The organism is Bacillus sp. 3G2, assembly GCF_044324725.1.
GTDB lineage: Bacteria > Bacillota > Bacilli > Bacillales > Bacillaceae_G > Bacillus_A > Bacillus_A mobilis.
This window is the reverse complement of record NZ_CP172246.1, coordinates 4,681,185-4,705,905: the sequence shown is the minus strand read 5'-3', so window position 1 is coordinate 4,705,905 and position 24,721 is coordinate 4,681,185. Positions and strand designations below refer to the sequence as shown.

The following is a 24,721-nucleotide window of genomic DNA, read 5'->3' as shown; positions in this document are numbered from 1 at the left end:
TTGTAACACTCATTTTTCTCTTGTCATACAGATAAGAAAGAGAGGAGTGTGAACTATGGTTAATGTGGAGCCAATTATAATCGATAATTATACGTTTATTGCGGTTAGCGTCAAACTTCCAAAGACAAATTTGCTAGCTGTAATGAGCGATAAAGGATATATTATGTGCGGTGCATTAGATGTAGGTCTTTTAAATGAGAAGTTAGGGGATCGAGGAATTATTGCTGGCCGTGCGGTTGGTGTAAGAACGATTGAACAGCTTCTTGAAGCACCGCTAGAATCAGTAACGATTGAAGCCGAAGCTTTAGGTATTACGGCTGGCACAATCGGAAAAGAAGCATTATTAAAAATGAGATAAGCATATATCGTCCCTCCTTCTTGCATAGAAATGATATAAGAAGGAGGTTTTTTTATGAGTATATTTCGTTCGAAAAATTCGCGGTTTCGAAGGGGGCCTATTTCCTTTCGGTACATACTGCTTATGTCGTTTATTCTTTTTGTTATATTACTCGTGCAAGGATTATGGATTGTGAATAGTAGCATTCAGCCGACGTTACTTAAATATGGAGAAGTAGAGACGCATAAAATGGCGACAGCGATTATGACGAAGGCGGTAAAAGATAGAATTAATGAAGGATTCGATGTCGATTCATTAATGAAAGTGCAAAATGATAAAAACGGGAAAGTATCCACAATTAATTTAAATACGAAGCAAGTAAATGAAATCGTAACGTCAACGACCACATACATAGAAAAATATTTACAGCAAGTAGAACAAGGTGATTTGAAGGGGCTAGGTATTTCTGAAAAAAATGGAGCAACGATGGCAGTTCCTTTTGGTCGTGTAACGGATAATGCGCTTCTTGGAAATATAGGACCCGATATTCCAATTGATTTCACGACGATTGGTCATGTGAATACGGATATTAAACAAAAAATTGAACCGCACGGGATCAATACGACAGCGATTCAAATTATTATGGAGATGGAAGTCACGTTGCAAGTGATTATTCCATTTCATACGAAAGAAATAAAAGTAAAACAAGATGTTCCGATTGCAACGCGCATTGTTCAAGGGGAAGTGCCTACGTATTACGGAAGCGGGAGTGTTGTTGTACCTGATAAAAAGAAAACGGATAGTTAGCTGTAAATAAAAAATAACCGTAGCATATTGCTACGGTTATCGTTTTGTATTTGCGCGTTCTTTTCGCTCCCAAAGACTTAAATGCATGTATGGATCGAAAGCCCATTCTGTATAGCCATTGTCTTTATACATGCCGAAATGTAAGTGAGGAGGGAATTTTCCTGCTGTGCCGGGAGGGCCATAACCGGTGCTACCGACAAATCCGATTACTTTTCCTGGTTCGACAATTTGTCCAAGTTGTATTTCTTTTGAGAATCCGCCTAAATGAGCGTAATAATGGTAATTATTATGAAGATCACGAATACCGATGCGCCATCCGCCAAGGCGGTTCCAGCCCTTTGTTTCAATAATGCCATAGCAAGTGGACCTTACTGGTACGCCATAGCCTGCAAAAATATCGGTTCCTTCATGAACTCTTCTTCCCCCAAAACTTCTTCCAGCGCCAAAGGTACTACGGTAGCTATGGTCGCTACGAATTGGAAGTGGGAAAGCATTTCCTTCTAAATTAATACGTCCATAATGTTTATAAATTTGGGCGTATTCGGTAATTAATTCAACTGTTTTCGCACGTCTATAATATTCCCAAAGCATAATGTGAACACGGTCTTCGGACGTTCCTTGTTTTTTTAAAATCGTTGCTGCTGTATGCAAAAGATCACGGTCGTTATTTGCATTTGCAAATCCATCTTTGTCACCATCTAAACCTAACCCGCCAAATAAAGAAATTGTATGGGGGAGAGTGTCGTTACCATTAACGGGTCCAGCCCATATTTCTGGTTTGAAATAAAGGGAAATGATGGCATCTGGTTTTTTCGGAATATCTTTTCTTACGCTCCGTATATTTCTTTCATATTGATCCATTGCAGCTAAGTAATACCACGGAATGCCTGAAGATTGCTCGGTTTCTTTATATAGTGCCATGCGCTTTTCGTATATGCTTTGCTGATTATCTTCACCGTAAGCGATGTTTTGGTGGAGAAGAAAGCAAATTGAAAGCAAAAGAGAAATTTTTCGAAGCATGAAATAGACTCCTTTCACAACATCACTCTTTTTAGTGTGGGATATACGGAGTATTTCATTATAGGGAACGATTGGAAAAAATCTTAGAATCTTCATTTGAGCAAATCGCTTTCATACGTTAGAATAGATATGTTACATTGAAAGAAGCGAACACGGTAAACTATTTCATATTGTGCGGAGTTGATAACCATGACAAAACAAACAGAATATAAGCGCAAGCCCGAATGGTTGAAAATTAAGTTAAACACGAATGAAAACTATACAGGCTTAAAGAAAATGATGCGTTCTAAGAATCTTCATACAGTTTGTGAAGAAGCAAAATGTCCGAATATTCATGAATGCTGGGCTGTAAGAAAAACAGCAACATTTATGATTTTAGGTGCGGTTTGTACACGTGCTTGTCGTTTTTGTGCGGTTAAAACAGGCTTACCAACTGAGCTTGATTTACAAGAGCCAGAACGCGTAGCAGATTCTGTAGTACAAATGGGCTTAAAGCACGTTGTTATAACAGCGGTTGCACGTGATGATTTAAAAGACGGGGGAGCAGCTGTTTTTGCTGAAACAGTACGCGCTGTACGTCGTAAAAATCCATTTACGTCAATCGAAGTATTACCATCTGATATGGGTGGAGTAGAAGAAAACTTAAAAATGTTAATGGATGCAAAACCAGATATTTTAAACCATAACATTGAAACAGTACGTCGATTATCTAACCGAGTTCGCGCTAGAGCAAAATATGACCGTTCATTAGAGTTTTTACGTCGAGCGAAAGAAATGCAGCCTGATATTCCAACTAAATCGAGCATTATGGTGGGCTTAGGTGAAACGAGAGAAGATTTAATTGAAGCAATGGATGACTTACGTGCAAACAATGTGGATATTTTAACTCTTGGACAATACCTACAACCATCTAAGAAGCATTTACCAGTTCTTAAATATTACCCACCAGCAGAATTTGCAGAGCTTAAAGAAATTGCACTTAGCAAAGGCTTTAGCCACTGTGAAGCTGGTCCACTTGTGCGTTCTTCTTACCATGCGGACGAGCAGGTTCGTTCTGCAAAAGAAAAAACAGCAGAAGCAAAATAATGAAAAAAGAGAGCCGATCATTGGCTCTCTTTTTGTTTATACTCTAAAACAGTATTCGGACATGTTAATAAAATTTTCTTTAATTCCTCTGTGGATAATTCAATTGTAAATTCAGGTACACCAGGTGTGATTAAAATTTTGTCGTAAGCATAAATTGCACGATCCACAATAATCGTTACATGTTGTGAATAACCGAAAGGAGCGACACATCCTGGCGTACAGCCAGTTTCTTCTCTTAGCTCATCGGGAGAACAGAGAGATAAGCTTTCTCCTGTTATTTCTTTTATCTCTCCTCGGTTGAGTCTTGTGCCCTCTAACGTAAAAAATACGTAATAATCTCCAGACTTTGATTTTAAAAATAAGCTTTTACTTGGAGTGCCGTGTAAGCCAAGCCTTTCACGTACGATACGATCTGTTTCATAATCGAGTACTGGTTCGTGTTCAAACTTTTCGTAAGAAGCATTTGTTTTATGTAGTAAAGCAAGTACATCTTCGTACATATGGAGTGATACCCCTTTCTATTGTTAGTACAGTTTCTTCTCGTGGCGTCAACTGAATGTGTTGGAAAGAGATATTACTCGGACGGTGCTTCCCATAATCGTTTTAGAATACATTGTTCATCGATTGTAATTTCGTAAATATCAGGATTCGTTAGAGCTCTCCATTCATTAAAACCAATCGTATGATCAAAGTGCTTTAAAATGAGCGTCAGTAAGTTTCCATGTGTAACGAGTAGTGTTGTAGTATGATCTAATTTTAAAACGTCTTGGATAAGCGATATAGCACGGTCCGTTGCTTGTTTTGTCGACTCTCCGCCTGAAAAGGCAATATCTATATTTGTAAAAGTAGATTCTAGTTTTTGCATCCAATCGTCCATTGGAACGTCGCTTAATATGCGTTCAGCTAATCGTTCATCTTCTTGGATAGACAAGTTAGCTTGGAGCGCATAGGGCCGAATAGAATCGATAGCTCGCACAAATGGGCTTGAAATAATATGATCTAGTTGTGGTTGGTTTTCTAAGAGGAATTTCGCAAGGGTGTTGGCTTGGTTTTTTCCTGCAATCGTTAATTCGGCATCACGTTCTTGGTCAGTTGCTGAACAATGTCGTATTACAATCAATTTCTTCATAATTCATCCCCATCTTTCAAGTTGACGCTATATACTTCGACAAATGTGGAAAAAATTCCTTTTTACTGGAAACGGCATATTGATTTTAAAATGTGGAAAAGTAATGTGGATAATGAACATTTGAGGTGCACTTATGAAAAAAATGATATGTATTGTATTTAGTCTTTGTTTTTTTATACACTTGTCCACAACATATGCAGAATCGAATACAAAATTAAATTATCCAAGCAACCAAAATAAATCGTTTGTGAGTGAAGATGTATTTTATGAACAGTTAGATCAGAAAATCTATAAAGAATATAACGATGCAGCATATAGCGTTCGAAAAAAAATCTTATTTAAAGAAGTGCCTGATGAAGAATTTTCTTTCCTACAAAAAACAGCTGTGGGTTGTCGGGGTAGTGTGGTGTTTCAAGATTCTTTTATTCACCCTGATCGCCAAGTTTATTTTTTCGCTTCCTTTTCTCAAAATGAAGTAGAAGAGTTTCATAAGTACATCGTCATAGATGCAGAAACAAAGAGGGAGCTGCAAGCGGGGAAAAGTTATCATCACTATGATAATCCATATAAAAAATAACCCACCAACTGGTGGGTTATTTTTATTCCGGCACACTCATTAATTTCTCTTTCATTTTTCGAATAAGAATGACAGCGCCAATTGTGAAGAGAAGGGTGATTCCTTCTGCAACAAAGATGTTGATTGTTTTCGTTTGGTAAAGTGCCGCGAAGAAGTCTACAAGTGCGTGGAATAGTATAGCGTACACAAGGAAGATATACTTCTTCTGTTTTACTGCATATAAAACAAGCATTGTAAAGGCGATTTGTAGCACGAGTGCCATAATTCTTTCTAAGCTACCAAGGAAGTATAAGTAGGCAGGTTGTTGGATTAACATGTCCTGTAGGCGGCTTAGTTCAGGCATTTTTTCGACCATCTGAGCGAAGCTACCGTTGTTAATTGAATTCGCAAATATAAGTGCTTGGAATGCAGAGAATCCGCCAACTAAAATAGATTCTATCCCGCCGTGACCAATTCCGTAAGCGAAGCCATCTTTATATTCTTGATATTTTTTTAGTAGGAAGAAGAAGGCAACGAAGCGTCCTAATTCTTCAAAAATACCAGCAGTTAGTCCGCCATAAAGTGCGAAGACAAATGGGTTTTCTAAAATTGGAGCGATTGCTGGATTACCGCGCATAAATAGGTGGAACGGTGTTTCGAGAATTTGGGTAAACCCGATAAAGATAAGGACACCAACGCCAACTATTTTCCAATTAATATTATATTTCTTACGGAAATAAACGAGTACAATAATTGGGACCAGAATCGATACAATGAGTTGAAAGATGATGCTGGCAATTACAGTATTTGAAACCATACTTTCACCGCTTTCTAATATATGTACATATCTATTATGCATGAAATATAGTGGAGATGAAACTTTTAACAAAAAATGAAATTAATTATTGACTCTAACGTTGCGTCATACTTTATCGTATGTATTAAGGGGGAGATACACATGACAATGAAGGTAAAAGAAGTAGCTAATTTAGTTGGAATTAGTGTGCGCACACTGCATCATTACGATGAAATTGGGTTGTTAACCCCAGACGAGACGACAGAGTCTGGATATCGTTTGTATTCCAATGAAAATTTAGAGACATTGCAGCAAATTTTATTTTTTAAAGAACTAGGCTTCCCTTTGAAGAAAATTAAAGAAATTATCATGAGTCCATCATTTGACCGAGAAGAAGCACTACAGCTTCATAAGAAGATGCTTCTTGAAAAGCGTGCTAGGTTAGATAATGTGATTGCGACGATTGATAAAACAATTCAGCATACAAAAGGAGAGATTGAAATGACGAATAAAGAGAAATTTGAAGGCTTCGATTTCAGCCATAATCCGTACGAAGAAGAAGCTCGTGAAAGATGGGGAGACGCAGCTGTAGATAAAGCGAATGAATATGCGAAAGGTATGTCAAAAGACAATCAAGAAGAGTTCAATTCGATTTACAGAAATTTAGCGGCGCTTAGACACGGCACACCAGATTCTAAAGAGGCACAGGAAGCAATAGGGGTATGGTACGATTACTTGCAAAACTTCGGTGAATATTCATTAGATGCTTTTAAAGGACTCGGTCAAATGTACGTCGCTGATGAGCGCTTCACGAAAAATATTGATAAGTTTGGAGAAGGGTTAGCGCATTTTATGTGTGACGCGATGGAGGTTTATGCGGATCGTAAGAAATAGTCAAAAATAAAGAAGGTGGAGGTTTTCTCCATCTTCTTTATTTTTTAATCATATCATTCAAAGTTTGATCCCCCGTATTGTTCAAATGAGGATTTTTGCTCATTTCCCGTTTTAGCATGTCGAGGCTCTGTGTATATTCTGTATCATTTAAAGCGCCAGATTGAAGTCCTTGAATTTGAGAAATCAACTTTTGGTCTGTTGATACATATGCTTTATAATAGCGAGGGACGATGGACAAAGCAGCTTTATATACTTGATCTGCTACGAGTTTTGGATCCGTTGTGTTTGCACGGTATACAACAAATACTTCATCATCGGTAACGAGCGTAGCGGCGTTTGTAACGTCAGGAAGTTTGACTGTCATGCTTGTAATCATTTCAGCGACTTTCTCACGGTTAATGGCTCCTACTTGTTTATTAGATACTTCATGCTTTTGTTTAGATGAATAACCGACTCTCGTTAATCGTGTATTTGTATTTTCCGTATGATACATGTCGTTTTTATTGGAAACAAGAACACGACTTCCTTCTTCACGTTCCATTTCGGCTTTATTCGTTGATTGACAGCCTGCAAATAAGGAAAGAGTGAGGAGAGAGAGTATAATTTGTTTTTTCACGATGTATCACCTCCTTCTCCATAGCATGCACTAATTTTCAATTTTTTGTATTTGAAATTGTTGGTTGGTATGCTTTGTGATACGATAAAAAGAAGAATGCTTAGAGAGGAAGTTAATGATGGAGCAAAAGCAAGAGCAAGAGATGCATGCTACGGTGAGCATTAATAATGTTCAGTACGAAGTAATTAAAAACTTTCGTGATGGTTTTAGTGAAGAAGCATTTAAAGAGCGTTATGCAGAAATTTTAAATAAATATGATTACATCGTTGGGGACTGGGGTTATGAGCAACTTAGATTGCGCGGTTTCTTTGATGATAGTAATCAACGTTCGACATATGATACGAAAATTAGTACTTTATCAGAGTATTTATACGAGTACTGTAACTTCGGTTGTGCACACTTCGTATTACGAAAAGTGAAGAAATAAAAAAATCCTCTTACGATTGTAAGAGGATTTTTTACTTGCTCATAAACAAATTGAAATAGAATCGCCTTCAGAAAGTATTGCGTTTGGTTTCATTTGTTGTCCGTTCAATTGAATATCCCCATTTTTAATTTTATCCACAATACGTGTACGGCTCCAGTCGGAAATATATGTGGATAAAGCTTTATCCATTCGGTGTGAACCGAAAACGATATCTAATACGATCGTGATTTCGGCTATACCGTTTTCTTTATGTTGCGTAATGGAAATGGTAGTAGTTGTTTCTGTTTGATCTTGCTGCGTCATATCGACTGTTTCAACGTGATCAGTAAATGCTTTATAAATACGAAGTTTTTGATTCCACGTATGATCTTTCGGACATTTGTAAATGGCAAAGCGGTATATATTTTTTCCATTGGCGTTATGCCTACGAATATTCGTGTCAGTAAATAGGGTAGTGCGTCTGCAATTTTTACAATACTTTTCGATTGTGTTTTGCTCATTTTCATATAAACTCCAAGAAAGTTGTACTTTCTGCATTTTCCTTCACCTCTTATAGTAGTGGTAAAGGAACGTAATACAGCTATTTGGATGTTTTGTAGTATGAAGACATGAGAAATAGACAAAAATAAAAGGAGATTCCCCAGAGAGGAACCTCCGTAAACATCATACTACAGATGCGTTACGCTCCTTTGTAATGGGAATGGGCAGACTACTCCCTTGAAAAAGCACGGTGCTTTTTTGAGAGTAATGCTATCCGATTGCTTATCCATCACAAAGTAAATGTTGGCATACGTAGATAACGTCCTTTCTATCCAAATAGATTTATTCTTAATTATAACATAGAGGTTTGAAAATTCAAAATACTTAAAGCGAAAAAACACCAGCTAAAATAGCTGGTGCATACGATAAATTATATAAGTTCAAATAAAAATGAGCGTAGTTCTTCTGCAATTTCTTCAGTCATAGAAAATGCATGCTCTAAGTAGCCTGGTTCGTTTAAATCGTCAGGACCGATGATTGCAAATTTATTGCGCTGCATATCAAGGACAATGGTTTTACCGTAATGACGATCAGAGTATAAAAGCGCTAAATCATGACGCTCATTTTCTCCCATAAAGCTAACGAAACGAGTTCTTGTAGCGACTGTATCGTCGTACAGAAAGAAACGTTCTTCCATACACATGGCTCCTTTATTAAATATCTAAGTTTAAGTGTGGTTTATGATCTAAATGGTGATGCGTTTTAATGAATCGTACCGTTCTTGTTTTGTAACGCATAACGATAGAATATGTTTCAGCTAAATCTCCGCCAAGGAATTTCACGCCGTCTAATAACTCACCAGCAGATACACCAGTTGCTGAGAAGATTGCATCATCCCCAGATACTAAGTCATCTAACATAAGAAGTTGACGAGGATCTTCTAATCCCATTTCACGACAACGAGCTTCTTCTTCTTCGTTCATTGGAACTAAGCGAGCTTGCATTTCACCTTCAAGGCATTTTAATGCTGCTGCAGAAATAACACCTTCTGGAGCTCCGCCAGTACCTACGAATAAGTCAATACCTGTCCCAGGTAGTGCTGTTGCGATTGACGCACCAACATCACCATCACCAAATAATTTTACGCGTGCACCTTTTGCACGAACACGGTCAATAATATCTTGATGACGTTCACGTTCTTGAACGATAACTGTTAGATCGCGAATCTTTTTATTGTTAGCTTCTGCTACAATTTCAATTGTTTTTTCAATTGGATCATCTAAGCTAATTTTACCAGCTGCTTTTGGACCAACCGCGATTTTTTCCATGTACATATCAGGAGCGTGAAGAAGGTTTCCTTTATCTGCGATTGCGATAACTGCCATTGCATTTGCAAGACCTTTTGCAACGATGTTTGTACCTTCTAATGGGTCAACGGCGATGTCTACTTCTGGACCGTTACCTGTTCCTAGTTCTTCACCAATATACAACATCGGTGCTTCATCAAGTTCTCCTTCACCGATTACAACTGTACCTGCCATGTTTACTGAATCAAACATATCACGCATTGCTGTAGTTGCTGCATCGTCTGCTTCGTTTTTCTTTCCGCGGCCCATCCACTGTGCGGATGCTAATGCTGCTGCTTCTGTTACACGGACAATTTCTAGTGCGAGTTCACGTTCCAAGATTCCATTCCTCCAATTTCAAAAATCATACAAATATAACTATAACAAATAACGGAGAAAAGGTGAATTCGAAAAATTGTCGATTTTTTCAGAAGAAAGCGTTACAATTAAAATGTAAATGCTTTAATTTCCAGGTAGGTGACATTCATGTATTTTGTAGACAGAAAGAAAATAGAACAAATGCTAGTATGTTTAGAACGAGCAACAAGTACATTTCAAGAGAAAAAGATATATGAAACCGAGTTTGAATTTTACGCATTAGAACGTATAACTCATCTAATTATTGATAGTGTATTAGATGTAGGGAATGCGATGATTGATGGATTTATTATGCGCGATCCAGGAAGTTATGAAGATATTATCGATATTTTGATGGACGAGCGAGTGATAAGTGCAGAAGAAGGACAAGGAATGAAAGAAGTGATTCTTCTTCGAAAAATGCTTACGCAAGATTATATTCAAATGAATCATGATGAATTATATAAGACGATTCAAAAACATATTGCCGTGGTAGAGAAATACCCAGCAAATATTCGCAGTTATTTAGAGAAGGAATTAGGACCTGTATCTGCATTTGTACCAGAATAATTATGCTTATAAGATCCCCAAGGTACCTTTTTGGGGATCTTATATTGTATGTGAGAAAGAAAAGGGAGAAGGGTTAAGCATGGGGGAAGCACGTACGACGAAAGATGAAATTGTCCAATTGTTGAAAGTAAAGGGAGAGCACACAGTAGCAGAACTAGCTGACGTTTTAGAGATTACCGAAATGGCGATCCGAAGACATTTAAGTAATCTTGAGAAAGATGGTTTAATCTATTCCAAGATGGTAAGACAACATGTCGGAAGACCAACTTATTTGTATGGATTAAGCGAAAAGGGAGAAGATACATTCCCGAAGGAGTATAAGCAATTTGCGATTGATATGCTAGAAGATTTAGCTCGAATGGGTGATGAAAAAGTACTTCGTTACGTTTTAAAAGAGAGAACGAAGCGAATGGAAGAACAGTTGCAAAAGCGAGTGAGTAATCAAAAGAATTTAGCATATAAAGTGCAAGAGATAGCAGCTATGCAAGAGAAAAATGGTTATATGGTTCAAATAAAGAGAGATGGAGAAAACTCTTTCGTAATTGAAAAACAAAACTGTCCGTTAAAGGAAATTGCAGAGAGATTCCCGCAAGTATGTGAAGATGAAAAAGAGATGTATAATCGTTTATTTGCAGGAGCAGATGTAAAGACGTTAGCAAACATGTGTGAGGGCGATTGTAGTTGTTCTTACCAAGTAAAAGAGAAAAAATGAACGTTATGGGGCGCTTTAAGGTAAAGCGTTTTTTTCTTTGGAAAAAGCGGGTAATATAAGAGTGGTATGATAGGTGAGAACGTTAGCATAGAAGGAGAGACATAATCGATGTATAAAGGTTACTTAATTGACTTAGACGGTACGATGTATCGCGGAGAAGAACAAATTGAAGAAGCGAGCGACTTCGTAAAAGCATTAGGAGAGCGCGGCATTCCTTATTTATTCGTTACGAATAACTCAACGCGTAAACCAGAACAGGTGGCAGAAAAACTTGTTCGTTTCGATATTCCAGCGAAAGCAGAGCAAGTATTCACAACGAGTATGGCGACTGCGAACTTTATTTATGAACGTAAACAAGACGCAACTGTTTATATGATTGGTGAAGAGGGCTTACATGATGCACTTGTGGAAAAAGGATTTGAACTTGTGGATGAAAATCCTGACTTCGTTGTTGTTGGTTTAGATCGTGACATCACATATGAAAAATTAGCAAAAGCTTGTCTTGCTGTACGTAACGGCGCAACATTTATTTCTACAAATGGAGACATTGCCATTCCGACTGAGCGCGGATTATTACCAGGTAACGGTTCATTAACATCAGTTGTAGCAGTATCAACAGGTGTGGATCCAATCTTTATCGGAAAACCAGAATCAATCATTATGGAACAAGCGTTAAAAGTGCTTGGTATGGGAAAAGATGAAGCATTAATGGTTGGGGATAACTACGATACAGACATTTTAGCGGGAGTAAATGCTGGTATGCATACCCTTCTTGTCCACACTGGAGTCACAACTGTGGAGAAGTTAACAGAATATGAAGTACAACCAACGCAAGTTGTGCATAACTTGACGGAGTGGATTGAGAAGATGTAATGAAATGCAGGTAACCGAAAGAGGTTACCTGTTTTTTATGCATAATTGCATATGTGCTATTGTTATATAAAATGTAAAATTTATATGTAATGATATTAAAAGGAGGGAATCAGAGTGTACTGGATGTCATGTATTATGTTTGTTTTTACATTATGTGTTTTGTTTTTTGTTCTATGGAAGATATATAAAATAAATGAAATGAAAAAAAGTGCAGGAAAACTTATTGCAACATATCCACGAGTGAAGAGACGGTGGATTGCGTTACTTGGACCAGCATATTTCTTTGGACAATGTATGTATATATATGCTCAGTACGTAAATGGCGATATTGATACAGCTGAACAGTTTCTTATTCAGTCGGGTAGTTATATTGTAGCAAGTTGTTTTATGACTTTAATAGCTATCCATCTTATTAAAGGTGTACAAATATATGAAAAAGGTGTAGTAGACGGATTAAACTTTTATTCATACGAAGAATTAAAAGGCTATAAAACATCAACATGGGAAAATCCAAAAGAAAATATATTTTTATATCGCGGGCGAGAAAAAATGAATGACAATGTAAATTTACTTATTAGACAGGAAGATATGAATGAATTAGAAAGCATTCTTCAAAGATATATTCCGAAACTAATGATGAAATAAAAAACTCCGGTTTTAACAACCGGAGTTTTTTTATTAAAATGCACGATTCACAACATCTTTAACTTCTTCAAGATATTGTTTACGCACATTATCATCCACAGAAGGAACACTTGTATAGAATGAATGTTCAATTGTTTCAATGCCCGTAAATTCAAAAATACCAACATCTGCTGTTTTCTTCATTGCTTCAAACATACCGCCTGCTGTGTATGCCTCTTTCGTATTTCCCATTGTAGATAATAATAAGCCTTTTTTACTGCTTAATAACTTCTCAATACCATTTTCACCGTAAGCATAAGCGAAGCCGTGGCTAAATACGCGATCAACGTATCCTTTTAAAATAGCAGGAAGTCCCGCCCACCAAACTGGATAAATGAATGTAATGCTATCAGCCCAAGAGATATGTGCTTGCTCTTCTTTAATATCTTCTGGTGTGTTTCCTTGAGAAAATGAGATGAAATCGGAAGCGCCTAATACTGGATTGAAGTTTAATTCGTATAGATCGCGAACGCGTACTTCATGACCTTTCTCTTCTAATTCACTTTTTACCGTTTCTAAAATCGCATGGTTGAAGCTTTCTGTATTTGGGTGTGCATAAACGATTACATGTTTCATTATTCTTCCTCCTATTTGTGGATATGTGAATAGTTTTTTTATTTATGTAACCATTGTGGTTACTTCTGTTATGGAAGTCAAATGATACATATGTATGTATAAAAAGACAGCTAAACTCGTCTTTCTATACCCCGCTCATACAAAGAACAAAGAAAACAAATAAAATGATAACAATACCAATGCCGAAGTTAAATACGAGAGTACTATCCATACTATAGAACCTCCTTATTTGAAAGTAAAAAGCACTCTAGCCAAGAGTGCTTTTTTATTTTGAATCTGCTTCAAAACTTTGAGGAAAGGATTCATGCATGTAAAGAGTTACATTATTTTATGTGTTTATATTTTGAAATGAGTAAGTCCTCGTGAGATATAAAAAAAAGACACTCTTTTGAGTGTCTTTCATGATGACAAAATGTGCCAATTGCTTGAGTTTGATAAGGCGCTAATATCCGTTTTAACGCCTTTTCTTTGATCAAGAAGTGTAGCAACAGCGATTCAAATGAAATTGTACCATTTGTTTCATTGGTGTGCGTATGCAATTCTGCATATTTTGATTGGAGGGAAATGAGGTGTGAAAAATGAATGAGTATATATAGAATATTTGATAAGGGGAGAGAAGGATGGATATACATAAGTTAACGGTAGAAGAAGCAAATGAGATAAATACGTGGACGTATGAGGAACCTTATGATTTGTATAGTTTTTCAGGAGAGGAAGAAGTAATAGAAGAATTATTAGATGGGACGTATTATGGTTGTTGTGACGATAAGGGAGAGTTTATCGGCTACTTTTGTTTTGGAGAAAATGCACAAGTACCAGGGGGAAGAGATGCTCATTTATATGGTGGAGAAGATGTGATTGATATCGGACTTGGCATGAAGCCGGCGTTAACAGGGAAAGGGCTTGGAAATCTGTTTTTTCAAGCTGGGATAGCTTTTGCTGTTAAAGGATGTAAGCCGAAAATGTTTCGACTTAGTGTAGCGACATTTAATACAAGAGCGATTAAGCTATATAAAAACATAGGTTTTCAGCAAGGTCCTATTTTTTTGAGCCGCGGAAGAGAATTTATGATTATGGAATATGAAAGACCGTCAGTATGAAACTGACGGTCTTTCATGTTTTACTCCGAATGATCAGCTCGGTGCGCTAAACGGCTTGAAGCAGCGGCAGCGATTCCGCCAACGATATCATCAAGGAATGTGTGCACCTTTCCAGTTGATTTATCATTTAAGTATTCTAAAATACCAGGTTTTAATTTATCGATATATCCAAAGTTCGTGAAACCGATAGAGCCGTACACATTAACGATAGAAAGTGCGATCACTTCATCAATTCCGTATAAGCCTTCATCACGTTTTACGATATCTTGTAACGGCTCACTTAACATTCCTTTTTCAGCAAGAACATCGAGTTCGATACCAGTAATCAGTGCGTTTTGTACTTCACGTTTTGATAATACACGCTCAACGTTATAACGGCATTCTGACATCTCTAAATTTGGATGATATTTTTTTTGAAGAAAATGAACAAGCTCAGCAATATCGTCAATTGTTACACCGCGCTCTTGTAATAGTTGTAATGCTCTTTCTTGTAGTTGATTTGATTCTTTCATGTTTATCACCTTTTTTTCTTTTTAGTATTTGTATACGTTTCGTTGCTTTATCATGTGCATAGGAATGAAAGGCGAGCACAAGCTCATATATATAAAGAAAAACCATAGGTGGCGACTGCGATGATTCATCATATTTATGAGCATTATCACATGCATGTTAAAGAATTAATCCCCCTTGGCCCCTATAAAAGCTTTTGGATTCGCAACAAAATTTATGTACTTGTTCCAATTGGAGAAATGGAGGAAGAAGTACTTGTAGAGATGAAAAAGCTCAGTGACTATATGAACCAGCAAGGGGATATAACTGTAGCGACTTTCGTTCCGACTATACACGGCTACTATGTAAGCGAGATAGAAGAACAAAATTACTGCTTATTAAAAGGTATGCGTGCGTTAGAACGACATGCTACATCATTAGGAAGTGAGCTTTCTATATTCCATAAACGAGGTGCATTCTTTCCAGAAGAAATCGAGCAATTAAGTCGCATTGGTGAATGGAAAGCGTTATGGGAAAAAAGGCTCGATCAATTAGAAAAGTTTTGGCAATCACAAGTGATGAACCACCCTACAGACGTATTCGATCAATTGTTTATTGAATCCTTCCCGTATTACTTAGGAGTTGCAGAAAATGCAATCCAGTATGTTGTCGATACAGAGATGGATGATACGCCGCAAGTGACTGATGCGGCAACAATTTGCCAAGAACGATTTACACCCTTATTATGGCATCAAACGAAGCGCCTCAAACTTCCTTTCGACTGGGTGTATGATCACCCAACTCGAGATATGGCAGAATTAATTCGCTATATGATGATAGAAAAAAAGAAAGACTGGGAGCAAACAATCGTTCAATTTGTTACAGACTATGAACGAAATTATTCGCTATCCTCATTTGGTTGGCGCTTATTATTTGCAAGGCTCCTGTTCCCACTTCACTACTTTGAAACAGTCGAACGATATTACCAAACTGGAAATGAAGAACAAAAAAGCATATATAGAGATCGCTTAGAAGCCATTTTACACGATGTGAACCGCTCTGAGCAATTTATGAAGCACTTTTATGGCTCACTTCGTTTACCAGTTGATAAGTTAGGGATTAAAAAATTAGATTGGCTATCTTAAAATAAAAAAGAGACCGGATGGGGTCTCTTTTTTTTTATACTACAATTGTATGTAATACATTATGCCCCTACCTGTTGATCTGCACATATATTTAAAATGAATTGATGCTGTTCGATTTTTTCATTTACTTTACTCAATAATTCTTGCTGGATTTCTTTAAATAAAAATTGGTAGCTCGCATTCCATGTTGGTATAACAGATGACAGGTCTAATAAATATTCTTTTTTCTTTTCTAGTTCTTGAATTGTTAAAAAAGTGTTCCCCATTCTTGGCATGTGTCGTCCCCCTATGTTTTTTCTGTATATGTGTGAACGATTCTATAGTATTAATTATCTCATTTTTTGAGAAGGATTTCCAATTTTGTTTTATGATGTTAAAGGGGAAGTGTTATTTGAATAAAAAAAGAGACCCATTTGGGTCTCTTTTTAGGAAGCGATTCTGAACGAGCCGCTTCCGCTTTTAGATTAATATCTAGCTCCAGCGGCTAAAATGTTCGGTGGCTTCGCTTCTTCCGCCGAGGCAAAAAGCGCCTCTATGTCAGAAGCTCCATCCTCCTCACATTTTGAACGAGCCGCTTCCGCTTTTAGATTAATATCCAGCTCCAGCGGCTAGAACAGTCGGCCATTTCGCGCCTTCCTGCGAGGCAAAAAGCGCCTCTTCGTCAGGAGCTCCAATGACCTCCTGTTCTGAATGAGCCGCTTCCGCTTTTAGATTAAAATACTTGTTCTACTTCAATAACGCCTGGTACTTCTTCTAGTAATGCGCGTTCGATACCAGCTTTTAGTGTGATTGTAGAACTTGGGCAGCTTCCGCATGCACCCATAAGGCGTAATTTTACGATACCTTCTTCAATGTCTACTAATTCAACGTCTCCGCCATCGCGAAGTAAGAATGGACGTAATTTATCTAATACTTCTAATACTTGTTCTTCCATATGTGGGTTTTCCATTTTTATCGACTCCTTTCATCAGTTTTATTATAATCAAGATAGAGGGGAAAATCTATTTTTTCTCTTCTTGTTTTATTGTCGAAATATTTTATTGTGTTTTTTCAGTATAGGGGTAGGGAATAAGTTTGTAAAATGATGTGCTTATGTAATAAGACATCTTAATATGCTGTTGAAACAAGAGGCGGGGGAGAAGAAATGGTTAATGTTCAAGTGTATGGGACGAAAGTAATTTGTGCGAGCTGCGTTGGAATGCCATCTTCAACAGAAACGTTTGAGTGGCTACAAGCGGCGATTGGTCGTAAATATGAAGGACAAGAAAATAAATTTAATTTCGAGTATATTGATTTTCAAGAAAAACAAGAAGATGAGGATAAAAAAGCATTCGCAGAGCGCGTAGTGGAGGAAGATCTATTTTATCCGGTCGTTCTTGTAAATGGAGAAATTGTTGGAGAAGGAAATCCTCGTTTGAAGGATGTTTACGAAGAAATCGAGAAATATTTATAAAGCAGGAAGCCTTTGCGAATTCGCAAAGGCTCTTTTTTATTGGAGGGATAGATGTGGAAAATAGAGTGAAGCATGCTTTACCAACAGAAGTACAACAGTTAATGGAGCGGTACACCGTAGAATTAAAAGAAATCTTTTTGGATGAAAAAATAGTCGGGGTATATATTTACGGCTCCATCGCACTCGGTGCATTTCATGCAGAAACGAGCGATGTTGATTTTGTTACAGTAATAAGTGATTCTGTGAATGAAGCTGAAAAACAGCAACTTGTAGAACTTCATAAGAAACTTAGTGGTAGTACGTTAGGTAAAAGAATGGATGGTATGTATATTCCGCTTGCTGATTTAGGGAAATACAATGATGAAATGAATGAGTACGTGTATTGTGCAGATGGTAAAGCGGATGTAGGTCATTGGGATATTAATGCGGTCACATGGTGGACATTGAAAAATCAAGGTATTACAGTTACCGGGAAAGAAGCGGAAGATCTTCCGTTTCAAATAAGGTGGGACGATGTAGTCAATACAATGAAATACAACGTAGAACAATACTGGAGTGAAAAAGCGAAGCAGCCATATTTATTTTTTGTAGAAGAGTGGGTAGAATCAGCAGTCGTTACGATGGGACGTATTTTATATACACTGGATCATAAAACAATCGTTTCAAAAGATAGAGGATTGCAATACTTGTTAGAACGTTCAGGGGAAGAATGGGAGCTTTTATTAAAAGAAGTAGCAAGAATACGGCAGAATCCAAAAGAAAAGCGAATGCTCTCAAGGTGGAGAAGGGCAGATATGACGAGGAAGTACTTACTGCATTTAATTGAAACATGTAGAGAGAAATGGTAGGAAAAAATATAATGGTGACTGGGAGAAGAAGACAAATCCTTAATTCGAAAACGGATACGGTAAAGATACGAAAGTATGAAGAGCAATTTAAAAAGTTACAAGAGGAATATAAAGCACTAGTAGAAGGTACAATGTAATTTTACATTGCACCTTCTACTAGCTTTTTCATATACATATCAACTTCACGAAACGATACTTGCTCTTTTTTCTCGGTATTAAGATACACAGCCCAATGCAAATATTGCTGTAAGTAGCGGTTAGATTGATCGTACTGTTTCAAGTTGTAGAAAGAGAAACAAGCGAGAAGCAGAAACGCTTTTTCCTGTAATATTGGAACGACAGCTAGTACCGGCGTAATAGCGTGTATATTTGTTTTTGCTAAATTCTCATAAGACGCCCACACTTGAAACCAGTCGAAAATAGTAGAAAGGTAATTCGGAATGTCGATAGTTTCATGTGAAACATTATGTAATAACTGGCTCTGGTTATACAGAGAAGAAAAACGTGAAAATAAAATTTGCTGTTTATTTCGATGAAGAGTATTTCGAGTGGCAAGAGGTATATGAAAATAATAAGAAGTTAAGTGAAGAAGAGTTAGAAGAGTATCAAATTTACGTTGAAGAAAATATGTGGTTTTTCCAGAGGGAAAGCGTTTATTTAGAAAAGAAGAATCTTGTGAAGGTTCTTCTTTTTTTATTGGAAACACCATACGAATTGAAATTTTGTAAAATACAATAAAAAATGAGAATTTGAGGTAGGCTTGTCAATAACGTAAGACTGTGGCACTATAAAGAAATGCTATACAAATTTTATTTATCGAGATGTAAACATCAATTTTGATTTTTACGTATAAATAATGAACGGAGGAAATGAATTTATGGCTACTTTACCAAATTGTCCAAAATGTAATTCAGAATATACGTATGAGGATGGCGTTCTTTTCGTATGTCCTGAGTGTGCTCATGAGTGGGGCCAAGAAGCAGAAGCTGAAAATAATGATGGTGCAAAAGTTGTAAAAGATGCGAACGGAAACGTTCTTCAAGACGGCGATGCTGTTACTGTTATTAAAGATTTAAAAGTAAAAGGAACTTCTTCAGTTGTGAAGATCGGTACGAAAGTAAAGAGTATCCGTCTAGTTGATGGCGATCACGATATTGATTGTAAAATCGACGGTTTCGGAGCTATGAAGTTAAAATCACAATTCGTTAAGAAGGCGTAAGTAATAAAAAAGAGGAGGTGATTAGCCTCCTCTTTTTTATTGTCATTTTTTGTCGGTAAGTCGACATTCCTTGTCGAATCGTCGATATAATTTCACTTACTATGAACAGTGCATCATTTATCGCGCACCATGGTCAACCTCTTTCAACTGACACCGTTTATTAAAGAATGTTTTATATCCAAGCTGTAAGAAGATAATAACAGCAAAGGCAGTGCTTCCTGAAATACCAAGTATGATAGCAATTTGATATTGAATCGCTGTAAATGGTGATACACCAGATAAGATTTGTCCTGTCATCATGCCTGGTAAGCTTATAATCCCCATTCCGACCATAGAATTAATCGTTGGTAAAATAGCAGAGTCAAAAGCGTCACGGATGAGCGGAGCGGCGGCTTCTTTCGGTGTTGCGCCGAGCATAAGGGCACCTTCAATTTGACCTCTTTGCGATTTCATATTGTTTAAGAACGTATTGGCACCGAGAGAAACACCTGTCATTGCATTCCCAACTAACATTCCTGTAATCGGAACGATGTATTGCGGTGCATACCAAGGATCGTGACCGATAATAACAAAGATAAATAGTAGAAGTGGTCCAATTGATCCGGCAACCATGGAAAGGGCGGCTACTCGTTTTAAGTCTTTTGACATTGGGATGTTAACTCGTTTATAAATATTAAAAATGGCAAAGGTAGTAATAGAAGTAATAAGAGCAATTGTATAAAATGGATTACTATTTTCAAATACGTATGTAAGGACATAAGCAACAAGTACGAGCTGAATCGTCATACGGAATGTTGCGAGTGCAATTTGTTTCTCGCGCGGTATTCCTTTTAATTTTACAAGTCCAATTAATATGAGAATAAAAATATATGCAGCGGCAAGTTGCCAAATTTGGAGTTCAATAACGCCCTTCAATTGAGAGCACTTCCTTTCTAGTTGCACCGTTTGTTTTACTAATTTCAATAATAACGTCCGCAATTTCTTCTGGAAGTTGTTGTGAGTGTGTAATGAAGATAACTGTTTTTTTCTTTTCTTTTGCTAGTATAGTAAATTGTTTCATAACGCGGCGTTCTGTATCGCTATCTAGCGCCGAGGTTGGTTCATCTAATAAATAGACAGGTGGATCCATAAGTACGATACGTGCAAAAGCAAGTCGTTGTTTTTCCCCGCCTGATAATGAATCGGCGTTGTCTTCTAACCCTTTTTCTAAGCTAACAGTCGTTAATGCGCTTCGCAGGGCATCATCATTTGGAAATGGTTTTTCAGAAAGACGAAGTCCCATTAATAGATTGTCTTTAATCGTTTCATCAAAAATAGGAGGCGTTTGCCCAAGCATGACTACGTCACGTCGTAATTGAATAGGGGGATAATCAGAAATTAGTTTTCCGTTATATTCAATTGTACCGGATGTTGGAGATTGCAAATCATTTAACATGCGGAGTAATGTACTTTTTCCGCTCCCACTCTCACCGATAATACATGTGATTTTTTCTTTTTGAATCTGTAAATAAGGAATGTGTAGTATATCTTTATATGTAACGTCTTTTAATATAAACATAAATGGCTCCTTTCTGATTCTAGTTCTATCGTATCAAAAAAGAGAGGATAACGGTTATAAAGAGCAACGTTTTTTCTTTGTCTTAAGTTCTATTAATAAGTTAAGTAAACGATCTAATTCTTGGCTGAAAGAAATCACTTTATCATGAGTGAATCCGTACTTTTCAACGAGATAGATCAATTCTTTCTTCTTCGCTTCTATTCGATCGTTTAGTTTCGTTACGTTCATAAGTGAAATGGAATGCCTCCTGTAAAAGTATTTACAACACAAAAAATAAGACCGAATGACTTCGGTCTTAAAGGAAATAAAACAACTTATAAATAGCATACACTGTTTATCGATAGTTTTTAATATGAAAATGAAAAATAAATCATTATCCATATTGAGAAAGATGTGTCTGATAATTATATTTTAACGAATAAAAGAGGCTGCCTGCTTAGTAGACAGCCTGTAAAGTATTAACCTTTATGATACTTGTACATCCAAAGAAGACCGGACTTTAATAATCTCGGTACACGTCCCATTAATGGTTGGTTTGCTAGTAAACCGAAGCCGTGCTTCTTCCCAAGAGAACCGAGAACACCTTTTAATTTAATAACAGGTAGTTCGTCAGGAAGTGGCTCATTATTCCAACGTTTTAATAATATTTGGACAATTTGTTCTCCTTGACCTTCAGCAAGTTGGGCAGATGGTGCGTGTGGAAGTGCTGCGCAATCTCCTACAACATACACGTGCTCGTTATTCGGAATATTGTGATATTTTGTTAAAACAACCCGTCCGCTACCATCTTGTTCAACTGGAAGGTTTCGAACAACTTCATTTGCTTGAATACCAGCTGTCCAGACGATTGCATCACATTCAAGTGGTTCATCGTGGTTGTACACAATATTTGGTTCTACTTTTGTAATGTTAGAGTTTCTTATAATAGTAACTTTATGTTTTACGAACCATTCTTCTACGTATCTACTTAATTTCTCTGGATATGGGAATAGAATCCTATCTTTTCGATCAAATAAGTGAATTTTTAAATCAGAACGGCTTTCGCGAAGTTCACTTGCAACTTCAACGCCACTTAATCCAGCGCCAACAACAGCTACTGTTGCATTTGGTTCTAGACTATTTAATTGTTCATATGTCTTACGTGTTTGTTCAATCGATTGTAGGCTATGTGTATATTCCTTCGCCCCAGGAACGTTATGATATTTATCTTCACAGCCAAGACCGATAATTAAATCATCATATTGGATCGCTTCACCGCCATCGAGATGAACAGCTTTTTCTTCGAGATCAATATTTGTTATTGTGCCGTATTGAATATTGAGGCGTGGGTGTTCAGGAAACGGTATACGAATATGCGTTTCTGAAATAGTACCCGCAACTAATGCATAATATTCAGTTTTGAAGCAATGATATGGTACTTTGTCGATTAATGTCACTTGTACATCATCTGGAAGTTGGTTGCTTGGAAGTAGCCGCTGCAGAATTCTCATTCCCCCGTAGCCGCCACCTAGTATTACGAGGTGTTTCATGATGGATTACCCCTTTTCTGTTGAAATATCCCCTAATCACACAATTTTATATTAATAAAATATTTTGACTTTACTCAATCAAATTATATCGAATTTGTGAACAAATAACAATGCATGAATGAATACTCTGTTGTACAATAAGAAGAAAAGTAAAGTAAACTGTTTTGCCTTTTTAGTTACTATTTTATTGCAAGTAGCATGTTATATAAAATAAAACCATCTACTTTGAAGTGAAATAGTGAAGTAACTAAATAGTTTAGGATGTATAACGAAAACAACAAGAGACAGCTTAGTTTTCTTCTTATAGATAGTCAGAAGGTAATTTGTTTTGTAGTACAGGGGGGAGAATTTTGATTAAACCATTAATTGAATTTTGTGTAGGTAACCTTGCGAGTGGTTCACAAGCAGCTTTAGAGAAATTAGAAAAAGATCCGAATTTAGATGTAATGGAGTATGGTTGTTTAGGATATTGTGGCATTTGTTTTGAGGGGCCATTTGCACTTGTAAATGGCGAAGTCGTACAAGGTGCTACAGTAGAAGAACTAGTCAATAATGTATATGATTATTTGGATGAAAATCCAATGTTTTAAGGTGTTGCAATCGGCAGCACCTTTTTCTATTAGATAAAATTTTGTTTCGCAGGGGAGGATAATACTGAATATAAATAAAAAAAGGCCCTTTTAAAAGGGCTTTTTTCTTACACAATTTGTGCAAGAATGGCTCATCGCCAAATGTTGTCAAATATGAGAAACGGGGGACATTCATATTGTGTTCTAAAAGCGTGCATTTTATACTTAAAATAACAAACTATTTTTGGAGTGAATACAAATGAGCCAATTTTCTTTTACAAAAATGCATGGTCTTGGCAATAGTTATATATATGTAAATATGTTTGAAGAACAAATTCCGGAAGAAGATTTAGCTCTTGTGGCGGAAAAGGTTTCAAATATTAATACTGGTATTGGAGCAGATGGAATGATTTTAATTTGTCCATCTGACGTAGCTCCGGTGAAAATGCGCATGTTTAATAATGATGGATCAGAAGGAAAGAGCTGCGGTAACGGTTTACGCTGCGTAGCGAAATATGCGTATGAGCATAAACTAGTAGAAGAAACAGTCTTCACAATTGAAACGTTAGCTGGCATTGTAACGGCGGAAGTAACGGTAGAAGAAGGGAAAGTTACGTTAGCGAAAATCGATATGGGAGCACCGCGTTTAACGCGTGAAGAAATACCAATGCTTGGTGAAGGTGAAACACCATTTATTCGTGAAAACTTCTTATACAATAATCATCGTTATGCATTTACAGCTGTTTCAATGGGGAATCCGCATGCGGTTATTTTTGTCGATGATGTAGAACAAGCACCTCTTACAACACTTGGGCCAGTCCTTGAGACACATGAAATGTTCCCAGAGCGAGTAAATGTTGAATTCATCGAGATTTTGAATGAGGAAGAAATGAACTTCCGCGTTTGGGAACGAGGATCTGGTGTAACACAAGCTTGCGGAACAGGGGCGTGTGCTGCGGTTGTAGCCTCTATTTTAAATGGAAAGATGGAACGTGGTAAGGAAATTACAGTTCATTTAGCTGGTGGCGATTTAATGATTGCATGGACAGAAGAAGGCAATGTGTTAATGAAAGGACCAGCGGAAGTAATTTGCCGCGGAGTGTATGAGTACAAGATAGAAGCGTAAAGATGTATAATAGAATGAGAACAGAAAGGATGTGTATTTCATGATTGAAGTAACAGAACAAGCAGCTTTTCAAATTAAAGATATGTTAAAAGATGCTGAAGATGGAGAGAAGTACGTGCGCCTTGCTGTACATGGCGGCGGATGTACTGGCCTTTCTTACGGCTTAGGATTTGAAGTAGAACCAAAAGAAGACGACACAGTTCTTGAATTTTTCGGTGTTGAATTTGTTATCGATACAGAAAGTGCTCCAATTGTTAAAGGAGTAAAAATTGATTATAAACAATCTATGCTTGGCGGCGGATTCACAATCGACAATCCAAACGCAATCGCATCATGCGGATGTGGATCATCTTTCCGTACAGCGACGAATGCTGGTAAGCCGGAAGAGTGCTAAGTTTTTAGCAGAAATAGAAAAAGAC

The 24,721-nt window shown here is 37.1% G+C and carries 35 protein-coding genes and 2 pseudogenes; 20 read left to right on the top strand and 17 right to left on the bottom strand.

Features of this window, described 5'->3' with window-relative positions:
- Positions 1-55: 55 nt before the first annotated feature.
- Entirely contained in the window at positions 56-358 is a 303-nt protein-coding gene (locus ACHZK0_RS24330) for a YunC family protein (RefSeq protein WP_000248463.1), read from the top strand.
- A 54-nt stretch (positions 359-412) separates the two neighbouring features.
- Positions 413-1,144, top strand: a complete 732-nt coding sequence (gene yunB / locus ACHZK0_RS24325; RefSeq protein WP_001974325.1) for a sporulation protein YunB — start codon at positions 413-415, stop codon at positions 1,142-1,144.
- A gap of 36 nt (positions 1,145-1,180) precedes the next feature.
- On the opposite strand, the gene ACHZK0_RS24320 is transcribed toward yunB, so the two are convergent.
- Positions 1,181-2,164, bottom strand: a complete 984-nt coding sequence (locus ACHZK0_RS24320; RefSeq protein ID WP_061678025.1) for a M23 family metallopeptidase — start codon at positions 2,162-2,164, stop codon at positions 1,181-1,183.
- A gap of 189 nt (positions 2,165-2,353) precedes the next feature.
- Between ACHZK0_RS24320 and lipA the strand changes: the two genes are divergently transcribed.
- Positions 2,354-3,250 carry a lipoyl synthase gene (lipA, locus tag ACHZK0_RS24315; protein WP_000166375.1) on the top strand — a complete coding sequence of 299 codons (897 nt, stop codon included), beginning with the start codon at positions 2,354-2,356 and terminating at the stop codon, positions 3,248-3,250.
- 17 nt (positions 3,251-3,267) lie between these two features.
- Here the strand turns inward: lipA and ACHZK0_RS24310 are convergent, their stop codons facing one another.
- The gene (locus ACHZK0_RS24310) at positions 3,268-3,750 is read right to left on the bottom strand and encodes a YbaK/EbsC family protein (RefSeq protein ID WP_262741043.1); all 483 of its coding nucleotides are present in this window, start codon (positions 3,748-3,750) and stop codon (positions 3,268-3,270) included.
- Between the two features lie 74 nt (positions 3,751-3,824).
- Positions 3,825-4,379 (bottom strand): histidine phosphatase family protein, encoded by a 555-nt coding sequence (locus ACHZK0_RS24305; RefSeq protein ID WP_395760963.1) that lies wholly within the window; start codon positions 4,377-4,379, stop codon positions 3,825-3,827.
- 133 nt (positions 4,380-4,512) lie between these two features.
- Between ACHZK0_RS24305 and ACHZK0_RS24300 the strand changes: the two genes are divergently transcribed.
- Positions 4,513-4,956 (top strand): hypothetical protein, encoded by a 444-nt coding sequence (locus ACHZK0_RS24300; RefSeq protein WP_270340927.1) that lies wholly within the window; start codon positions 4,513-4,515, stop codon positions 4,954-4,956.
- Between the two features lie 22 nt (positions 4,957-4,978).
- On the opposite strand, the gene ACHZK0_RS24295 is transcribed toward ACHZK0_RS24300, so the two are convergent.
- Positions 4,979-5,794: a YhfC family intramembrane metalloprotease gene (locus tag ACHZK0_RS24295; RefSeq protein WP_262741040.1), complete on the bottom strand. Its 816-nt coding sequence runs from the start codon at positions 5,792-5,794 to the stop codon at positions 4,979-4,981.
- A 99-nt stretch (positions 5,795-5,893) separates the two neighbouring features.
- Between ACHZK0_RS24295 and ACHZK0_RS24290 the strand changes: the two genes are divergently transcribed.
- Positions 5,894-6,625, top strand: coding sequence for a MerR family transcriptional regulator (locus ACHZK0_RS24290; RefSeq protein ID WP_262741039.1), 732 nt, complete (start codon positions 5,894-5,896; stop codon positions 6,623-6,625).
- Between the two features lie 37 nt (positions 6,626-6,662).
- Here the strand turns inward: ACHZK0_RS24290 and ACHZK0_RS24285 are convergent, their stop codons facing one another.
- Positions 6,663-7,241 carry a YhcN/YlaJ family sporulation lipoprotein gene (locus ACHZK0_RS24285; RefSeq protein WP_002191082.1) on the bottom strand — a complete coding sequence of 193 codons (579 nt, stop codon included), beginning with the start codon at positions 7,239-7,241 and terminating at the stop codon, positions 6,663-6,665.
- 115 nt (positions 7,242-7,356) lie between these two features.
- On the opposite strand from ACHZK0_RS24285, the gene ACHZK0_RS24280 reads away from it, so the two are divergent.
- Entirely contained in the window at positions 7,357-7,668 is a 312-nt protein-coding gene (locus ACHZK0_RS24280; RefSeq protein WP_002003766.1) for a YutD family protein, read from the top strand.
- Positions 7,669-7,707: 39 nt separating this feature from the next.
- Here ACHZK0_RS24280 and ACHZK0_RS24275 read toward each other — a convergent pair whose 3' ends face one another.
- From ACHZK0_RS24275 to glpX, 3 genes are all read right to left on the bottom strand, one after another.
- Complete coding sequence (locus tag ACHZK0_RS24275) at positions 7,708-8,205, bottom strand: cytoplasmic protein (RefSeq protein ID WP_098111112.1); 498 nt, start codon at positions 8,203-8,205, stop codon at positions 7,708-7,710.
- Positions 8,206-8,578: 373 nt separating this feature from the next.
- A complete protein-coding gene (locus ACHZK0_RS24270; RefSeq protein ID WP_000392615.1) occupies positions 8,579-8,845 on the bottom strand; it encodes a DUF3055 domain-containing protein in 267 nt (88 codons plus the stop codon).
- Positions 8,846-8,861: 16 nt separating this feature from the next.
- Positions 8,862-9,833 (bottom strand): class II fructose-bisphosphatase, encoded by a 972-nt coding sequence (gene glpX, locus ACHZK0_RS24265; protein WP_000439095.1) that lies wholly within the window; start codon positions 9,831-9,833, stop codon positions 8,862-8,864.
- Positions 9,834-9,980: 147 nt separating this feature from the next.
- Here glpX and ACHZK0_RS24260 point away from each other — a divergent pair, with 147 nt between their 5' ends.
- The 4 genes from ACHZK0_RS24260 (at position 9,981) to ACHZK0_RS24245 (ending at position 12,651) form a co-directional block, all read left to right on the top strand.
- Positions 9,981-10,421 (top strand): DUF86 domain-containing protein, encoded by a 441-nt coding sequence (locus ACHZK0_RS24260; RefSeq protein WP_061678031.1) that lies wholly within the window; start codon positions 9,981-9,983, stop codon positions 10,419-10,421.
- 79 nt (positions 10,422-10,500) lie between these two features.
- Positions 10,501-11,133 (top strand): helix-turn-helix transcriptional regulator, encoded by a 633-nt coding sequence (locus ACHZK0_RS24255; protein WP_262741037.1) that lies wholly within the window; start codon positions 10,501-10,503, stop codon positions 11,131-11,133.
- Between the two features lie 108 nt (positions 11,134-11,241).
- On the top strand, positions 11,242-12,006 hold the full coding sequence (locus ACHZK0_RS24250) for a TIGR01457 family HAD-type hydrolase (RefSeq protein WP_132133620.1): 765 nt from the start codon (positions 11,242-11,244) through the stop codon (positions 12,004-12,006).
- A gap of 114 nt (positions 12,007-12,120) precedes the next feature.
- Positions 12,121-12,651, top strand: coding sequence for an iron ABC transporter substrate-binding protein (locus tag ACHZK0_RS24245; protein ID WP_262741036.1), 531 nt, complete (start codon positions 12,121-12,123; stop codon positions 12,649-12,651).
- A 33-nt stretch (positions 12,652-12,684) separates the two neighbouring features.
- On the opposite strand, the gene ACHZK0_RS24240 is transcribed toward ACHZK0_RS24245, so the two are convergent.
- Positions 12,685-13,266 (bottom strand): NAD(P)H-dependent oxidoreductase, encoded by a 582-nt coding sequence (locus tag ACHZK0_RS24240; RefSeq protein WP_395760962.1) that lies wholly within the window; start codon positions 13,264-13,266, stop codon positions 12,685-12,687.
- Positions 13,267-13,886: 620 nt separating this feature from the next.
- On the opposite strand from ACHZK0_RS24240, the gene ACHZK0_RS24235 reads away from it, so the two are divergent.
- On the top strand, positions 13,887-14,366 hold the full coding sequence (locus ACHZK0_RS24235; RefSeq protein WP_395760961.1) for a GNAT family N-acetyltransferase: 480 nt from the start codon (positions 13,887-13,889) through the stop codon (positions 14,364-14,366).
- Between the two features lie 20 nt (positions 14,367-14,386).
- Here ACHZK0_RS24235 and ACHZK0_RS24230 read toward each other — a convergent pair whose 3' ends face one another.
- Entirely contained in the window at positions 14,387-14,878 is a 492-nt protein-coding gene (locus tag ACHZK0_RS24230) for a phosphatidylglycerophosphatase A (RefSeq protein ID WP_000665102.1), read from the bottom strand.
- 120 nt (positions 14,879-14,998) lie between these two features.
- On the opposite strand from ACHZK0_RS24230, the gene yutH reads away from it, so the two are divergent.
- Positions 14,999-16,000, top strand: a complete 1,002-nt coding sequence (gene yutH / locus ACHZK0_RS24225; protein WP_262741032.1) for a spore coat putative kinase YutH — start codon at positions 14,999-15,001, stop codon at positions 15,998-16,000.
- 59 nt (positions 16,001-16,059) lie between these two features.
- Here yutH and ACHZK0_RS24220 read toward each other — a convergent pair whose 3' ends face one another.
- Positions 16,060-16,275 carry a hypothetical protein gene (locus ACHZK0_RS24220; protein WP_001137787.1) on the bottom strand — a complete coding sequence of 72 codons (216 nt, stop codon included), beginning with the start codon at positions 16,273-16,275 and terminating at the stop codon, positions 16,060-16,062.
- Positions 16,276-16,712: 437 nt separating this feature from the next.
- Positions 16,713-16,949, bottom strand: coding sequence for a NifU family protein (locus tag ACHZK0_RS24215; RefSeq protein WP_000431158.1), 237 nt, complete (start codon positions 16,947-16,949; stop codon positions 16,713-16,715).
- Between the two features lie 195 nt (positions 16,950-17,144).
- On the opposite strand from ACHZK0_RS24215, the gene ACHZK0_RS24210 reads away from it, so the two are divergent.
- From ACHZK0_RS24210 to ACHZK0_RS24200, 3 genes and pseudogenes are all read left to right on the top strand, one after another.
- Complete coding sequence (locus tag ACHZK0_RS24210; protein WP_061679584.1) at positions 17,145-17,453, top strand: YuzD family protein; 309 nt, start codon at positions 17,145-17,147, stop codon at positions 17,451-17,453.
- A gap of 53 nt (positions 17,454-17,506) precedes the next feature.
- Positions 17,507-18,301, top strand: coding sequence for a nucleotidyltransferase domain-containing protein (locus ACHZK0_RS24205; protein ID WP_270340908.1), 795 nt, complete (start codon positions 17,507-17,509; stop codon positions 18,299-18,301).
- Positions 18,301-18,438, top strand: a pseudogene (locus tag ACHZK0_RS24200) (leucine-rich repeat domain-containing protein); the annotation flags it as partial. The gene ACHZK0_RS24205 and the pseudogene ACHZK0_RS24200, both read left to right, overlap by 1 nt.
- 2 nt (positions 18,439-18,440) lie before the next feature.
- On the opposite strand, the pseudogene ACHZK0_RS24195 reads toward ACHZK0_RS24200, so the two are convergent.
- Positions 18,441-18,788 (bottom strand): annotated as a pseudogene (locus tag ACHZK0_RS24195) (hypothetical protein); the annotation flags it as partial.
- Between ACHZK0_RS24195 and ACHZK0_RS24190 the strand changes: the two are divergent.
- Positions 18,758-19,039 carry a hypothetical protein gene (locus tag ACHZK0_RS24190; RefSeq protein WP_270606647.1) on the top strand — a complete coding sequence of 94 codons (282 nt, stop codon included), beginning with the start codon at positions 18,758-18,760 and terminating at the stop codon, positions 19,037-19,039. The pseudogene ACHZK0_RS24195 and the gene ACHZK0_RS24190 overlap by 31 nt on opposite strands.
- A gap of 139 nt (positions 19,040-19,178) precedes the next feature.
- Positions 19,179-19,520, top strand: a complete 342-nt coding sequence (gene phnA, locus ACHZK0_RS24185) for an alkylphosphonate utilization operon protein PhnA (RefSeq protein WP_000212737.1) — start codon at positions 19,179-19,181, stop codon at positions 19,518-19,520.
- A 117-nt stretch (positions 19,521-19,637) separates the two neighbouring features.
- Here phnA and ACHZK0_RS24180 read toward each other — a convergent pair whose 3' ends face one another.
- The 4 genes from ACHZK0_RS24180 to ACHZK0_RS24165 form a co-directional block, all read right to left on the bottom strand.
- Positions 19,638-20,435, bottom strand: coding sequence for an ABC transporter permease (locus ACHZK0_RS24180; protein ID WP_262741028.1), 798 nt, complete (start codon positions 20,433-20,435; stop codon positions 19,638-19,640).
- Positions 20,419-21,078 carry an ABC transporter ATP-binding protein gene (locus tag ACHZK0_RS24175; RefSeq protein WP_395760960.1) on the bottom strand — a complete coding sequence of 220 codons (660 nt, stop codon included), beginning with the start codon at positions 21,076-21,078 and terminating at the stop codon, positions 20,419-20,421. Before ACHZK0_RS24175 ends, ACHZK0_RS24180 begins: the two co-directional genes overlap by 17 nt.
- A 54-nt stretch (positions 21,079-21,132) precedes the next feature.
- A complete protein-coding gene (locus ACHZK0_RS24170; RefSeq protein ID WP_063260526.1) occupies positions 21,133-21,306 on the bottom strand; it encodes an aspartyl-phosphate phosphatase Spo0E family protein in 174 nt (57 codons plus the stop codon).
- 230 nt (positions 21,307-21,536) lie between these two features.
- A complete protein-coding gene (locus ACHZK0_RS24165; protein WP_060488143.1) occupies positions 21,537-22,607 on the bottom strand; it encodes an NAD(P)/FAD-dependent oxidoreductase in 1,071 nt (356 codons plus the stop codon).
- Between the two features lie 350 nt (positions 22,608-22,957).
- Here ACHZK0_RS24165 and ACHZK0_RS24160 point away from each other — a divergent pair, with 350 nt between their 5' ends.
- From ACHZK0_RS24160 to ACHZK0_RS24150, 3 genes are all read left to right on the top strand, one after another.
- The gene (locus tag ACHZK0_RS24160; protein WP_000595025.1) at positions 22,958-23,197 is read left to right on the top strand and encodes a YuzB family protein; all 240 of its coding nucleotides are present in this window, start codon (positions 22,958-22,960) and stop codon (positions 23,195-23,197) included.
- Positions 23,198-23,435: 238 nt separating this feature from the next.
- Positions 23,436-24,302 (top strand): diaminopimelate epimerase, encoded by an 867-nt coding sequence (gene dapF / locus ACHZK0_RS24155; RefSeq protein WP_097817470.1) that lies wholly within the window; start codon positions 23,436-23,438, stop codon positions 24,300-24,302.
- 40 nt (positions 24,303-24,342) lie between these two features.
- Complete coding sequence (locus tag ACHZK0_RS24150) at positions 24,343-24,696, top strand: HesB/IscA family protein (RefSeq protein WP_000573830.1); 354 nt, start codon at positions 24,343-24,345, stop codon at positions 24,694-24,696.
- The last annotated feature ends 25 nt before the right edge of the window (positions 24,697-24,721 follow it).

Excerpts from the sequence above, each read along its gene's own strand:
- ACHZK0_RS24330 (WP_000248463.1), top strand. The coding sequence starts at position 56 with ATGGTTAATGTGGAGCCAATTATAATCGATAATTATACGTTTATTGCG.
- yunB (WP_001974325.1), top strand. The coding sequence starts at position 413 with ATGAGTATATTTCGTTCGAAAAATTCGCGGTTTCGAAGGGGGCCTATT.
- ACHZK0_RS24320 (WP_061678025.1), bottom strand. The coding sequence starts at position 2,164 with ATGCTTCGAAAAATTTCTCTTTTGCTTTCAATTTGCTTTCTTCTCCAC.
- lipA (WP_000166375.1), top strand. The coding sequence starts at position 2,354 with ATGACAAAACAAACAGAATATAAGCGCAAGCCCGAATGGTTGAAAATT.
- ACHZK0_RS24310 (WP_262741043.1), bottom strand. The coding sequence starts at position 3,750 with ATGTACGAAGATGTACTTGCTTTACTACATAAAACAAATGCTTCTTAC.
- ACHZK0_RS24305 (WP_395760963.1), bottom strand. The coding sequence starts at position 4,379 with ATGAAGAAATTGATTGTAATACGACATTGTTCAGCAACTGACCAAGAA.
- ACHZK0_RS24300 (WP_270340927.1), top strand. The coding sequence starts at position 4,513 with ATGAAAAAAATGATATGTATTGTATTTAGTCTTTGTTTTTTTATACAC.
- ACHZK0_RS24295 (WP_262741040.1), bottom strand. The coding sequence starts at position 5,794 with ATGCATAATAGATATGTACATATATTAGAAAGCGGTGAAAGTATGGTT.
- ACHZK0_RS24290 (WP_262741039.1), top strand. The coding sequence starts at position 5,894 with ATGACAATGAAGGTAAAAGAAGTAGCTAATTTAGTTGGAATTAGTGTG.
- ACHZK0_RS24280 (WP_002003766.1), top strand. The coding sequence starts at position 7,357 with ATGATGGAGCAAAAGCAAGAGCAAGAGATGCATGCTACGGTGAGCATT.
- ACHZK0_RS24275 (WP_098111112.1), bottom strand. The coding sequence starts at position 8,205 with ATGCAGAAAGTACAACTTTCTTGGAGTTTATATGAAAATGAGCAAAAC.
- ACHZK0_RS24270 (WP_000392615.1), bottom strand. The coding sequence starts at position 8,845 with ATGGAAGAACGTTTCTTTCTGTACGACGATACAGTCGCTACAAGAACT.
- ACHZK0_RS24260 (WP_061678031.1), top strand. The coding sequence starts at position 9,981 with ATGTATTTTGTAGACAGAAAGAAAATAGAACAAATGCTAGTATGTTTA.
- ACHZK0_RS24255 (WP_262741037.1), top strand. The coding sequence starts at position 10,501 with ATGGGGGAAGCACGTACGACGAAAGATGAAATTGTCCAATTGTTGAAA.
- ACHZK0_RS24250 (WP_132133620.1), top strand. The coding sequence starts at position 11,242 with ATGTATAAAGGTTACTTAATTGACTTAGACGGTACGATGTATCGCGGA.
- ACHZK0_RS24240 (WP_395760962.1), bottom strand. The coding sequence starts at position 13,266 with ATGAAACATGTAATCGTTTATGCACACCCAAATACAGAAAGCTTCAAC.
- ACHZK0_RS24235 (WP_395760961.1), top strand. The coding sequence starts at position 13,887 with ATGGATATACATAAGTTAACGGTAGAAGAAGCAAATGAGATAAATACG.
- ACHZK0_RS24230 (WP_000665102.1), bottom strand. The coding sequence starts at position 14,878 with ATGAAAGAATCAAATCAACTACAAGAAAGAGCATTACAACTATTACAA.
- yutH (WP_262741032.1), top strand. The coding sequence starts at position 14,999 with ATGATTCATCATATTTATGAGCATTATCACATGCATGTTAAAGAATTA.
- ACHZK0_RS24220 (WP_001137787.1), bottom strand. The coding sequence starts at position 16,275 with ATGCCAAGAATGGGGAACACTTTTTTAACAATTCAAGAACTAGAAAAG.
- ACHZK0_RS24215 (WP_000431158.1), bottom strand. The coding sequence starts at position 16,949 with ATGGAAAACCCACATATGGAAGAACAAGTATTAGAAGTATTAGATAAA.
- ACHZK0_RS24210 (WP_061679584.1), top strand. The coding sequence starts at position 17,145 with ATGGTTAATGTTCAAGTGTATGGGACGAAAGTAATTTGTGCGAGCTGC.
- phnA (WP_000212737.1), top strand. The coding sequence starts at position 19,179 with ATGGCTACTTTACCAAATTGTCCAAAATGTAATTCAGAATATACGTAT.
- ACHZK0_RS24175 (WP_395760960.1), bottom strand. The coding sequence starts at position 21,078 with ATGTTTATATTAAAAGACGTTACATATAAAGATATACTACACATTCCT.
- ACHZK0_RS24170 (WP_063260526.1), bottom strand. The coding sequence starts at position 21,306 with ATGAACGTAACGAAACTAAACGATCGAATAGAAGCGAAGAAGAAAGAA.
- ACHZK0_RS24165 (WP_060488143.1), bottom strand. The coding sequence starts at position 22,607 with ATGAAACACCTCGTAATACTAGGTGGCGGCTACGGGGGAATGAGAATT.
- dapF (WP_097817470.1), top strand. The coding sequence starts at position 23,436 with ATGAGCCAATTTTCTTTTACAAAAATGCATGGTCTTGGCAATAGTTAT.
- ACHZK0_RS24150 (WP_000573830.1), top strand. The coding sequence starts at position 24,343 with ATGATTGAAGTAACAGAACAAGCAGCTTTTCAAATTAAAGATATGTTA.